The sequence below is a fragment of the Burkholderia sp. PvR073 genome, assembly GCF_054055695.1.
Window position 1 is genome coordinate 436,275 of record NZ_JBSRXO010000005.1, and the last position, 12,429, is coordinate 448,703.

Genomic DNA, 12,429 nt, shown 5'->3' on the forward strand with positions numbered 1-12,429 from the left:
CGCATCGCGCGCGGCCGGTTCGTCGTATCGGATGAAACCGCGCTTACCCCTTCACCGCGCCCGCCGTCAGCCCGCGCACGAAGTAGCGGCCGGCGACCACGTAGACGAGCAGTGTCGGCAGCGCGGCGATGATCGCGCCTGCCATGTCGACGTTGTACTCCTTCACGCCCGTCGACGTGTTGACGAGGTTGTTCAGCGCAACCGTGATCGGCATCGAATCGACGCCGGAGAACACGATCCCGAACAGGAAGTCGTTCCAGATCTGCGTGAATTGCCAGATCAGGCACACCATGAAGATCGGCAGCGACACGGGCAGCAGGATCTTCGTGAAGATCGTGAAGAAGCCCGCGCCGTCGATGCGTGCGGCCTTCACGAGCTCGGCCGGCACACTCACGTAGAAGTTGCGGAAGAACATCGTCGTGAACGCGATGCCGTACACGACGTGCACGAACACCAGGCCCGGAATGGTATTCGCGAGGCCGAGCATCCCCTGCAGGCGCGCCATCGGCAGCAGGATCACCTGGAACGGAATGAAGCAGCCGACCAGCATCATCGTGAACAGCGCATCCGCGCCGCGAAAGCGCCAGTGCGTGAGCACGTAGCCGTTGAACGCGCCGATCAGCGACGAGATCAGCACGGCCGGAATCACCATCTGCAGCGAATTCAGGAAGAACGGCTTCATCCCGTCGCAGCGCACGCCGGTACACGCGCCGCTCCACGCCTTCACCCACGGATCGAAGGTCCAGTGCGTCGGCGGCGTCAGCAGGTTGCCGGTGCGCAGCTGGTCGAGGTCCTTGAACGACGTCGACAGCATCACGTAGATCGGGAACAGGAAATACAGCGCGAACAGGATCAGCGCCGCATAGATCACTGCCCGGCTGATCGTCATCTTAGGCTGCATTGCGGGTGCTCCTCGATTCCATATACATCAGCGGCACCAGCACCGCGACCACGGTCGCGAGCATCATCACCGACGACGCCGCGCCGAGCCCGAGCTGGCCGCGGTTGAACGAAAACGTGTACATGAACATGGCCGGCAGCGACGACGACGTGCCGGGGCCGCCCGCCGTCAGCGCGACGACCAGGTCGAAGGTCTTGATCGTGATGTGACAGAGGATCAGCAGCACCGAGAAGAACACCGGGCGCATGCTCGGGATCACGATCTTGCGGTAGATGGTCGGCAGCGTCGCGCCGTCGACCTGCGCGGCCTTGAAGATCTCGGCGTCGACGCCGCGCAACCCGGCGAGGAACAGCGCCATCACGAAGCCGGTCGACTGCCACACGGCGGCGATCACGATACAGAAGATCGCCTTGTCCGGATCGTCGAGCCAGCCGAACGAGAAGCTCGTCCAGCCCCAGTCGTGCATCACCTTCTCCAGGCCGAGGCCCGGGTTCAGGATCCACTGCCACGCGGTGCCCGTGACGATGAACGACAGCGCCATCGGGTACAGGAAGATCGCGCGCAGCGCGCCTTCGTTGCGGATTCGCTGGTCGAGCAGGATCGCGAGGAACAGCCCGAGCGCGACGCAGATCGCGATGAACGGAATCCCGAACCAGCCGAGGTTCGCGGCGGAGGTCCACCACACGTCGTTCTGGAACAGGTCCGAGTAACGGCCGAAGCCGTCGAATTCGTAGTTCGGCAACAGCCGCGAGTTGGTCAGCGACAGATAGCCGGTAATCAGGATGAAACCGTAGATGAACACCACGGCGATCGCGAGGCTCGGCGCAAGCACGAGCTTCGGAATCCAGCGATCGGCGAAGGCCGACATCGGCGACGTGCGCCGTGCGACGGCAGCGCCGGATCCGTTTCCGCTAAGAGGGGCAGCCACTTGATTCGACTCCTGGAACGAGGGCGGCGCAGGCCGGGCCGGCGCCGGGTACGGCGCGGGCCCGCGGGCGAGCCCGTTTGCTGCACATGCAAAAACGCCCGGCCGACGATGCGTTTCCGGCCGGGCGCCCGTTGCGCCTTACTTCACCTTCGCGGCTTTCGCGAGCGCGGCGACCGCGCTCTTCGAATCCTGCTGCGAGTTCATGAACTTCGTCACGACGTCGGTGATCGCGCCGGCCGTCGCGTCGCCCTGCGCCATCCCGTGCGCGAGCGACGGCACGAAGCCGCCCGACTTGATCGCGGTCTGCTCGTCGGCATACGACTTCTTCGCGCAGTCGTCGAACTTGTCCATCTTCACGCCGAGGCGTACCGGCACCGAACCCTTCAGCAGGCTGAACTGCTCCTGGAAGGCCGGCGTCATGATGGTCTTCGCGAGGGCGAGCTGGCCCGGCGTCGCGTCCTTCTGGCCCTTCTGCTGGAAGAACACGAACGAGTCGACGTTGAACGTGTACGAATTCGCCGTACCGGGCACCGGTGCGCAGATATAGTCCTTGCCGGCCTTCTTGCCGGCGTTCTCGAACTCGCCCTTCGCCCAGTCGCCCATGAACTGCATGCCGGCCTTGCCGTTGATCACCATCGCGGTCGCGAGGTTCCAGTCACGGCCGTTGCGGCCGGTGTCGAAGTAGCCCTGGATCTTGCGCACCGTGTCGAACACCGACAGCATCTGCGGCGAGCTCAGCGTGGCCGGGTCGAGATCGACGAGCGCCTTCTTGTAGAACGCCGGGCCTTGCGACAGCACGACGTCTTCCCACAGCGTCAGGTCCTGCCACGGCTGGCCGCCCATCGCGACCGGCTGGATGCCCGCGGCCTTCAGCTTGTCGGCCACCGCGAAGAACTCGGGCCAGGTGGTCGGCACCTTCGCGCCGATCTTGTCGAGCGCGGCCTTGTTGATATAGAGCCAGTTCACGCGGTGCACCGAGAACGGCGCGGCGACGGTATGGCCCTTGTACTTGATGATCTTGTCGATTTCCGGCGGCAGGTCCAGGTTCCAGCCGCCGGCGGCCGAATCGATGTTGACGAGCACGCCCTGGTCGGCCCAGTCCTGGATCAGCGGGCCCTTGATCTGCGCGGCCGACGGGGAGTCGCCGCTGATCACCTTGGTCTTCAGCGCGGTCATGGCCGCCGCGCCCGCGCCGCCCGCGACCGCGAAGTCCTTCCACACGTAGCCCTGCTTCTGGAGGTCGTCCTTCAGCACGCCGACGGCCTTCGACTCGCCGCCCGAGGTCCACCAGTGCAGCACCGTTACGTTCTCGGCCGCCTGCGCCGCCACGGCGCCAGCCATCAGACCCGCGGCGCAGAGCGCGCCCATGATCGAGCGAACTTTCATTACTTATCTCCTCCAGACTGAATCAACTCGTGAAGTTCCCTGACCGGGAACCGGCTTCTTGATAAACGACGGGGAAATCGAGCCGCGGGACGCGTGCAGCGTACGGGGCCGATGACCGGCCGGGCTCTTACAGAAAGCGTGAATCGCGATTCAACGGCGTGTCTCCTCATTGTGTTTCTGGCCCGCCGCGATGCCGCGGCGCGAGCCCGGGGCGACGGCGCGCGGACGATGCGCACCGTCAATGTCCGATAACATTCGGCACAAGGCGTTCCCGAAGGCGAAGCTCGCGCAGTTCATCGACCGCACTTCTTTTTTTCTTCACCCAGGTGCTACCCCTTGCGGCGGATTGTAGTTAAACTACAATTCAGTGTCAAAAATATTTTTATCGCACTACGGATCGCTTCCCAGCACCCCAACCGGCGGAGACACATGCATACCGATTCCAGCTTTACCTTCGTACTTTTCGGCGGCACCGGCGACCTGTCGATGCGCAAGATCCTGCCCGCGCTGTTCGAAGCGCACCGCGGCAACATGCTCGCGGAAAGTGGCCGGATCGTTGCCGTCGCGCGGCACGAATCGGATCGGGCGGGCTATCTCGAGTGGGTCGACACGCACGTGAAGCCGCATGCGGCGAAGGCGGCCGGCAAGGCGTTCGACGACAGCGCGTGGCACGCCTTCCTCGAGCGCATCGAATACGTGAAGCTCGACCTCGGCCGCGCGGAGGACTACACCGTGCTGCGCGACGCGGTCGCGCAATTGCCCGGCATCCGCGTGTTCTATCTCGCGACGGGGCCGTCGCTGTTCGTGCCGATCTGCAAGGCGCTCGCGTCGGTCGGCCTGAACGAAGGCGCGCGCATCGTGCTCGAGAAGCCGCTCGGCTACGACCTGCGCTCGTCGAACGCGATCAACGACGCGGTCGGCGAGATCTTCGCGGAAGACCAGATCTACCGAATCGACCACTACCTCGGGAAAGAGCCGGTACAGAACCTGCTCGCGCTGCGCTTCGGCAATGCACTGTTCGAGCCGCTGTGGCGCCGCGAATGGGTCGAGAGCATCCAGATCACGATCGCCGAGGAGCTCGGCGTCGAGGCGCGCGGCGATTTCTACGACAATACGGGCGCACTGCGCGACATGGTGCAGAACCACCTGCTGCAACTGCTGTCGATCGTCGCGATGGAGCCGCCGCACTCGATGGATTCCGACTCGGTGCGCGACGAGAAGCTGCGCGTGCTGCGTGCGCTGAAAGCGGTCGATCCGCGCGACATCGGCAAGGTCGCGGTGCGCGGCCAGTATCATGCGGGCGTGATCAAGGGCGCGCAGGTGCCGGCCTACGCGACCGAGCCGGGCGTGAAGCCCGACAGCCAGACCGAAACCTTCGTCGCGCTGAAGGTCGAGATCGAGAACTGGCGCTGGGCCGGCGTGCCGTTCTTCCTGCGCACCGGCAAGCGTCTCGCCGATCGCGTCGCGGAGATCGTCGTCAATTTCCGTCCGGTGCCGCACTCGGCGCTCGGGCCCACCGCGCTGCGCGCCGGCGCGAACCGCCTCGTGATCCGGCTGCAGCCGAACGAGACGATTCGCCTGTACTGCCTCGCGAAGCAGCCCGGCGAAGGGATGAACCTCGCGAGCGTGCACCTCGACCTCGCGTTCGACCAGTTCTTCAAGGAAGGGCAGATGGAGGCCTACCAGCGCCTGCTGCTCGACGTGATCAACGGCCGCCTCGCCCTGTTCGTGCGCCGCGACGAGCAGGAAGCCGCATGGCGCTGGGTCGAGCCGATCCTGAACGAATGGGCGCGCTCGCTGAAGCCGCCGAAGCCGTACGCGGCGGGCACGTGGGGGCCGGCCGCGGCGAGCGCGATGCTCGCGCAGCACGGCACCTGCTGGCTCGAAGAAGAAAATTGATGCAAACCGTTGCCGTGCGCGCTTGCGCGCGGCAACGTGCCCCACGATTCACACGAATTGAACAGACAAAGCAGTCCGGAGGAGATGTGATCGAGATTCACGCTTTCGACACCCAGGAAGCGCAAAGCGAAGCGCTCGCGCGCGCCGTGGGCGAGGCGCTGCGCGCCGCGCTCGCCGGCCCCGCGCGCCCGACGCTCGCGGTGTCCGGCGGCACGAGCCCGCGCCCGTTCCTGCAAACGCTGTCGCACGCGGCACTCGACTGGGCCGGCGTCGACGTCACGCTGGTCGACGACCGCTGGGTGCCGGAGGACGACGCGGCCAGCAACGCGCACCTCGTGCGCGACACGCTGCTGCAGCACGCGGCGGCCCCTGCCCGCTTCCTGCCGCTCGTCGACACGCGCGCGGCGCTCGATGCGCACGTCGCCGCGCTGAACGCGAACACCGACTACCGCGTGCCGACCGTCGCCGTGCTCGGCATGGGCGAGGACGGCCACACCGCGTCGATCTTCGCGGACGCGCCCGAATGGGACCATGCGATCACGACGCCGGAGCGCTTCGTCGCCGTGCATCCCGGCGCCGCGCCGCATGCGCGCGTGAGCTTTTCACTCGATGCGCTGAAGCGCGTCGACCGGCTCTTCCTGTTGATCGCGGGCAGCCGCAAACGCGACGTGCTCGACGCCGCCGCCGCAACGCTGCAGAAGAACGCGATTTCCCACCTGGCCAACGACAAGGGGACCAAGCTCGATGTCTACTGGTGCGCAAAGTAAGGCTGTCGTCGTGGCCCAGCATGCCGACGGCCCGCGCCTGCTCGCGGACGTCGGCGGCACCAACGCGCGTTTCGCGCTGGAAAACGGCCCGGGCGAGATCACGCAGATCCGCGTCTATCCCGGCGCCGACTATCCGACGATCACCGACGCGATCCGCAAGTATCTGAAGGACGTGAAGATCAGCCGCGTGAACCATGCGGCGATCGCGATCGCGAACCCGGTCGACGGCGACCAGGTCACGATGACCAATCACGACTGGAGCTTCTCGATCGAGGCGACGCGCCGCGCGCTCGGCTTCGACACGCTGCTCGTCGTCAACGACTTCACCGCGCTCGCGATGGCGCTGCCCGGCCTCACCGATGCGCAGCGCGTGCAGATCGGCGGCGGCACGCGCCGCCAGAACAGCGTGATCGGGCTGCTCGGGCCCGGCACCGGGCTCGGCGTGTCCGGCCTGATTCCGGCCGACGATCGCTGGATCGCGCTCGGCAGCGAAGGCGGCCATGCATCGTTCGCGCCGCAGGACGAGCGCGAGGATCTGGTGCTGCAATACGCGCGCAAGAAGTTTCCGCACGTGTCGTTCGAACGCGTGTGCGCCGGCCCCGGCATGGAGATCATCTATCGTGCGCTCGCCGCGCGCGACAAGAAGCGCGTCGCCGCGAGCGTCGACACGGTCGAGATCGTCGAGCGCGCCCATGCGGGCGAAGCGCTCGCGCTCGAGACGGTCGAATGCTTCTGCGGGATTCTCGGCGCGTTCGCGGGCAGCATCGCGCTCACGCTCGGCGCGCTCGGCGGCGTCTATATCGGCGGCGGCGTCGCGCTGAAGCTCGGCGAACTGTTCACGCGCTCGTCGTTCCGCGCGCGCTTCGAGGCGAAGGGCCGTTTCACGCAGTATCTCCAGAACATCCCGACCTACCTGATCACCGCCGAATATCCGGCGTTCCTCGGCGTCTCGGCGATTCTCGCGGAGCAGTTGTCGAACCGTTCGGGCGGTGCGTCGTCGGCGGTGTTCGAGCGGATCCGCCAGATGCGCGACGCGCTGACGCCGGCGGAGCGCCGCGTCGCCGATCTCGCGCTGAACCATCCGCGCTCGATCATCAACGACCCGATCGTCGACATCGCGCGCAAGGCGGACGTGAGCCAGCCGACGGTGATCCGTTTCTGCCGCTCGCTCGGCTGCCAGGGCTTGTCGGACTTCAAGCTGAAGCTCGCGACCGGCCTCACCGGCACGATTCCGATGAGCCACAGTCAGGTGCATCTCGGCGACACGGCCACCGACTTCGGCGCGAAGGTGCTCGACAACACGGTGTCCGCGATCCTGCAGCTGCGCGAACACCTGAACTTCGAGCACGTCGAGAATGCGATCGAGATCCTGAACGGCGCGCGCCGCATCGAGTTCTACGGGCTCGGCAATTCGAACATCGTCGCGCAGGACGCGCATTACAAGTTCTTCCGCTTCGGGATTCCGACGATCGCGTACGGCGACCTGTACATGCAGGCCGCGTCGGCCGCGCTGCTCGGCAAGGGCGACGTGATCGTCGCCGTGTCGAAGTCGGGGCGCGCGCCCGAGCTGCTGCGCGTGCTCGAGGTCGCGATGCAGGCCGGGGCGAAGGTGATCGCGATCACGTCGAGCAACACGCCGCTCGCGAAGCGCGCGACCGTCGCGCTCGAGACCGACCACATCGAGATGCGCGAGTCGCAGTTGTCGATGATCTCGCGGATCCTGCATCTGCTGATGATCGACGTTCTCGCGGTCGGCGTGGCGATCCGTCGCGCGTCGACCAACGGCGAGTTGCCGGAGGCCGTCGCGCAGGCGCGCGCACGGGCGAGCGACGACGAAACGGCCGACGTGCTCGACTGGCTGAGCCACGGCGCATCGCCGGCGGCGAAGGACGTCGCGCGCGACTGACGCTCAACACGGTCAGGCGCTCGCCGCGTTCCGACCGCCCGAAAAAGAACGCCACCGACGCATCGCGCGGTGGCGTTTTTTCATGCCGCGGCCATTGCGGCCTCCGCTCAGGCGCCCGCTTTCACCGGCCGGCCATGCCAGCGCAGCACGAGGTAGCGCCCGGCGAAACACAGCACGCCCGACACACCGATCGTCACGCCCATCGCGAACGGCGTGCCGTCCGCGAGTGCGCCGATCGCGACGCTCGCGAGCGCGCCGAGCGCGAGCTGCATCGCACCGAACACGGCCGCCGACGCGCCCGCGTTGTGCGGGTAGCGATGCATCAGGTCGGTCGTGCAGTTCGCGGACAGGATCCCGACCACGCCCACCACGAAGAACAGGCACACGACGATCGACCACAGCCCGCCCCACCCGGTCAGCGCGACGAGCGCGACCGCGAGCGACGCGATGCAGCTCACGAGCGACGCGGCGGCAATGAGGCGCAGCGAGCCGATGCGGCCGACGAGCCGCGTGTTCGCGAAGTTGCCGATCATGATCCCGACGACGTTCAGCCCGAACAGCAGCCCGTAGTGCTGCGGCGACACATGGAAATACTCGATGTACACGAACGGCGTCGCGGTGATGTACGAGAACATCGCCGCGAACGCCATCCCGCCGCACAGCATGTGCCCCCACGCGACCGGATCGGACAGGATGCGCCCGTACGACGCGAACGATGCGAGCACGGCCGCGCTCTTGCGCCGCTCCTTCGGCCAGGTTTCGGGCACGCGCAGATACGCGGTCGCCGCGCACAGTGCGCCGAATGCGGCCAGCACGACGAACACGCCGCGCCAGCCGGCGAAACGCAGGATCTGCCCGCCGATCAGCGGCGCAAGCAGTGGCCCGACCGCGGTGACGATCGCGACCATCGACAGCACCTTCGCCGCGTCGGTCGGCTCGTGCGCGTCGCGCGCGATCGCGCGGGCGAGCACCGACGCGGCGCCCGCGCCGAGCGCCTGCAGGAAGCGCACGACGATCAGCATGTCGATCGAGCCCGACACGAAGCAGCCGATGCTCGCGAGCGTGAACAGCGCGATGCCGCCGAGCAGCACCGGGCGGCGGCCCCACGTATCGGACAGCGGACCGTACAGCAGCATGCCGATCGAGAAGCCGGCCATGAAGCTCGTCAGCGTGCGCTGCGCGGCGCCGGGGCTCACGGAGAAGCCGGCGGCGATCGACGGCAGGCTCGGCAGGTACATGTCGGTGGCAATCGGCCCGCAGGCGGCGAGCGCGCCGAGCAACAGGATCAGCCGGGCATCGGGCCGGCGCCGGACGACGTGGGACATGGGTATCCGGAATGGAGGCCCGCGCGCATCGGGGCGCGCGTGGCGGTGAAGACGGGAGACCGCGCCGCGGACGGCGCTCAGGCCCATGATTGTACGCGCAACTTTTTCGCGTGCCGCCGGCGTGTGTGCCGCGCACGGCCGGCAAGCGCCAGTACGGCCGGTGTCGCGCGAGTTCGCGTGCGAATTCGCGTGTGGATTCGATTAAGCTTGCTGCTCGCCGTTTTTCTCGTCTGACCAAATCGACACGACGACCGAACCGATGACCGCTTTCCTCCTGATCTGGAGCCCCAAGAAATGGCCGTGGCCCGAGCTGCCCGACGTCGCCGCGCGCGTGAAGGCCGGCGAGGCCGTGCATGACGTGTGGGGCTGCGGCTTCGCCCGCGGCATCCTGCCGGGCGACCGCGTGTTCCTGCACCGCGTCGCAAAGGAGCCGAAGGGCGTGTTCGGCTCCGGCTACGTGACGCGCGCGCCTTACGAGGTGCCCGATCCGGCGACCCGGCGCGGTTACCGGCTGTGCATCGACTTCGTCTACGACTGGCTGGTGGACGCCCACCAGGAAGTCGTGATCCCGCGCGACGCGCTGCGCGTGCATCCGTACTCGGTGCAGACCTGGGATGCGCAGAGTTCCGGCACCTCGATCAAGCCGATGGTCGAAGGCCCGCTGGAGAAACGCTGGGCCGAGTTGACCGGCCAGCGCAAGTCGCCGCGATAAGCGGGTCGGAGCCGGATCCGGCCCGCCGTCGCGGTTCGCGCGCGCCTGCCCCCCAACGCGCCGAAAGGCCGCAGACCGCCCGACGGGCCCGCCCCGCGCGTCTCCGGTACAATCGGACGGATAGTTCCGCCCAGGCGCCGCGGCCCGTGCACAGGCCCCGCACCCTTCTCTCGCAGGTTTCGCTCATGTCCAATAATCAGATCCTCTTCGAACGCGCCCAGAAGACCATTCCGGGCGGCGTCAACTCGCCGGTGCGCGCCTTCCGTTCGGTCGGCGGCACGCCGCGCTTCGTCTCGCGCGCACAGGGCCCGTACTTCTGGGATGCCGACGGCAAGCAGTACATCGACTACATCGGCTCGTGGGGCCCGATGATCGTCGGCCACGTCCACCCGGAAGTGCTGTCGGCCGTGCAGAACGTGCTCGCCGACGGCTTCTCGTTCGGCGCGCCGACCGAGGCGGAAATCGAGATCGCCGAGGAAATCTGCAAGCTCGTGCCGTCGATCGAACAGGTGCGGATGGTGTCGAGCGGCACCGAGGCCACGATGAGCGCGCTGCGTCTCGCGCGCGGCTTCACGGGCCGCAGCCGCATCGTCAAGTTCGAGGGCTGCTACCACGGGCACGCAGACAGCCTGCTGGTGAAGGCCGGCTCGGGCCTGCTGACGTTCGGCAACCCGACGTCGGCCGGTGTGCCCGCCGACATCGCGAAGCACACGACCGTCCTCGAATACAACAACGTCGCCGCGCTGGAAGAAGCGTTCGGCGCGTTCGGCGATGAAATCGCCGCGGTGATCGTCGAGCCCGTCGCGGGCAACATGAACCTCGTGCGCGGCACGCCCGAATTCCTGAACGCGCTGCGCGCGCTGTGCACGAAGCACGGCGCCGTGCTGATCTTCGACGAAGTGATGTGCGGTTTCCGCGTCGCGCTCGGCGGCGCGCAGCAACACTACGGGATCACGGCGGACCTCACCTGCCTCGGCAAGGTGATCGGCGGCGGGATGCCGGCCGCCGCGTTCGGCGGCCGCCGCGACATCATGGCCCACCTCGCGCCGCTCGGCGGCGTGTACCAGGCCGGCACGCTGTCGGGCAACCCGATCGCGGTCGCGGCCGGCCTGAAGACGCTGCAGCTGATCCAGGCACCGGGCTTCTACGACGCGCTCACCGCGCAGACGAAACGCCTCGCCGATGGCCTCGCGGCCGAAGCGCGCGCGGCCGGCGTGCCGTTCGCGGCCGACTCGATCGGCGCGATGTTCGGCCTGTACTTCGCCGAGCGCGTGCCGACCAGCTTCGCGGAAGTCACGAAGAGCGACACCGAGCGCTTCAATCGCTTCTTCCACCTGATGCTCGACGAAGGCGTGTACTTCGCGCCGTCCGCGTACGAGGCCGGCTTCGTGTCGAGCACGCACGACGACGCGGTGATCGACGCGACGCTCGCGGCCGCGCGCCGCGCATTCGCGGCCCTCGCCGCCTGACCCGGGACCGCGCATGTTCTCGGATACCGATTTCGCCCACATGCAGCGCGCGCTGACGCTCGCGGCGCGCGGCATGTATACGACCGCGCCGAACCCGCGCGTCGGCTGCGTGATCGTCAAGGACGGCAACGTCATCGGCGAAGGCTTCACGCAGCCGGCCGGCCAGGACCACGCGGAGGTGCAGGCGCTGAAGGACGCGCGTGCGCGCGGCCATGACGTCGCCGGCTCCACCGTATACGTGACGCTCGAGCCGTGCAGCCACTTCGGCCGCACGCCGCCGTGCGCGAACGCGCTGATCGATGCGCGCGTCGCGAAGGTCGTCGCGGCGATGGAGGACCCGAACCCGCAGGTATCGGGGCGCGGCCTCGGGATGCTGCGCGACGCCGGCATCGACGTGCGCTGCGGGCTGCTCGCGAACGAAGCGGGCGAACTGAACATCGGCTTCGTGTCGCGGATGACGCGCGGCCGCCCGTGGGTGCGGATGAAGACGGCCGCGTCGCTCGACGCACGCACCGCGCTGCCGTCAGGCGAAAGCCAGTGGATCACCGGCGAGGCCGCGCGCCTCGACGGCCACGCATGGCGCGCACGTGCATGCGCGATCCTCACCGGGATCGGCACGGTGCGCGAGGACAACCCGCTCCTGACGGTGCGCGGCATCGACACGCCGCGCCAGCCGCAGCGCGTGCTGGTCGACAGCCGCCTCGATCTGCCGCTCGACGCGCGCCTGCTCGAAGGTGCGCCGCTGCTGATCTTCTGCGGGCGGCTCGATGCGGCCGGCGAAGTGCGCGCGAACGTGCTGAAGTCGCGCGGCGCGGAAATCGTGCCGCTCGCGAATGCGCACGGCAAGGTCGACCTGCCCGCGATGCTGGCGACGCTCGGCGCGCGCGGCGTCAACGAACTGCACGTCGAGGCCGGTCACAAGCTGAACGGTTCGCTGCTGCGCGAGCAGTGCGTCGACGAGTTGCTCGTCTATCTCGCGCCGAGCCTGCTCGGCAGCGACGCGGCCGGCATGTTCGACCTCGCCGCGCCGGCGAGCCTCGACGCGCGCACGCGGCTCGCGTTCCACAGCGTCGAGCGGATCGGCGACGATCTGCGGATTCTCGCGCGCGTCGCGCCGCCTGCCGCCACCCACTGAA

The 12,429-nt window shown here is 67.9% G+C and carries 10 protein-coding genes; 6 read left to right on the top strand and 4 right to left on the bottom strand.

All coding sequences use genetic code 11. From position 1 onward, the window contains the following. Positions 1 to 43: 43 nt before the first annotated feature. The 3 genes from ACVK00_RS18760 to ACVK00_RS18770 form a co-directional block, all read right to left on the bottom strand. Positions 44 to 901, bottom strand: coding sequence for a carbohydrate ABC transporter permease (locus ACVK00_RS18760; protein ID WP_006750821.1), 858 nt, complete (start codon positions 899 to 901; stop codon positions 44 to 46). Then, entirely contained in the window at positions 891 to 1,829 is a 939-nt protein-coding gene (locus ACVK00_RS18765) for a carbohydrate ABC transporter permease (RefSeq protein ID WP_011656200.1), read from the bottom strand. The genes ACVK00_RS18760 and ACVK00_RS18765 overlap by 11 nt, the downstream gene beginning before the upstream one ends. 138 nt (positions 1,830 to 1,967) lie before the next feature. Beyond that, the gene (locus ACVK00_RS18770) at positions 1,968 to 3,215 is read right to left on the bottom strand and encodes an ABC transporter substrate-binding protein (protein WP_284888910.1); all 1,248 of its coding nucleotides are present in this window, start codon (positions 3,213 to 3,215) and stop codon (positions 1,968 to 1,970) included. Positions 3,216 to 3,644: 429 nt separating this feature from the next. On the opposite strand from ACVK00_RS18770, the gene zwf reads away from it, so the two are divergent. From zwf to ACVK00_RS18785, 3 genes are all read left to right on the top strand, one after another. Beyond that, entirely contained in the window at positions 3,645 to 5,114 is a 1,470-nt protein-coding gene (gene zwf, locus ACVK00_RS18775) for a glucose-6-phosphate dehydrogenase (protein WP_228907064.1), read from the top strand. Positions 5,115 to 5,200: 86 nt separating this feature from the next. After that, complete coding sequence (pgl, locus tag ACVK00_RS18780; protein ID WP_284888909.1) at positions 5,201 to 5,881, top strand: 6-phosphogluconolactonase; 681 nt, start codon at positions 5,201 to 5,203, stop codon at positions 5,879 to 5,881. Next, the gene (locus tag ACVK00_RS18785) at positions 5,859 to 7,787 is read left to right on the top strand and encodes a bifunctional transcriptional regulator/glucokinase (RefSeq protein WP_284888908.1); all 1,929 of its coding nucleotides are present in this window, start codon (positions 5,859 to 5,861) and stop codon (positions 7,785 to 7,787) included. The genes pgl and ACVK00_RS18785 overlap by 23 nt, the downstream gene beginning before the upstream one ends. Positions 7,788 to 7,894: 107 nt before the next feature. Here the strand turns inward: ACVK00_RS18785 and ACVK00_RS18790 are convergent, their stop codons facing one another. After that, entirely contained in the window at positions 7,895 to 9,112 is a 1,218-nt protein-coding gene (locus ACVK00_RS18790) for a Bcr/CflA family multidrug efflux MFS transporter (protein WP_228907062.1), read from the bottom strand. A gap of 259 nt (positions 9,113 to 9,371) precedes the next feature. Here ACVK00_RS18790 and ACVK00_RS18795 point away from each other — a divergent pair, with 259 nt between their 5' ends. The 3 genes from ACVK00_RS18795 (at position 9,372) to ribD (ending at position 12,428) form a co-directional block, all read left to right on the top strand. After that, on the top strand, positions 9,372 to 9,824 hold the full coding sequence (locus ACVK00_RS18795; RefSeq protein WP_284888907.1) for a hypothetical protein: 453 nt from the start codon (positions 9,372 to 9,374) through the stop codon (positions 9,822 to 9,824). A gap of 185 nt (positions 9,825 to 10,009) precedes the next feature. Next, on the top strand, positions 10,010 to 11,293 hold the full coding sequence (gene hemL / locus ACVK00_RS18800; RefSeq protein ID WP_011656193.1) for a glutamate-1-semialdehyde 2,1-aminomutase: 1,284 nt from the start codon (positions 10,010 to 10,012) through the stop codon (positions 11,291 to 11,293). Between the two features lie 13 nt (positions 11,294 to 11,306). Continuing rightward, a complete protein-coding gene (gene ribD / locus ACVK00_RS18805) occupies positions 11,307 to 12,428 on the top strand; it encodes a bifunctional diaminohydroxyphosphoribosylaminopyrimidine deaminase/5-amino-6-(5-phosphoribosylamino)uracil reductase RibD (RefSeq protein ID WP_228907060.1) in 1,122 nt (373 codons plus the stop codon). Position 12,429: the final 1 nt, after the last annotated feature.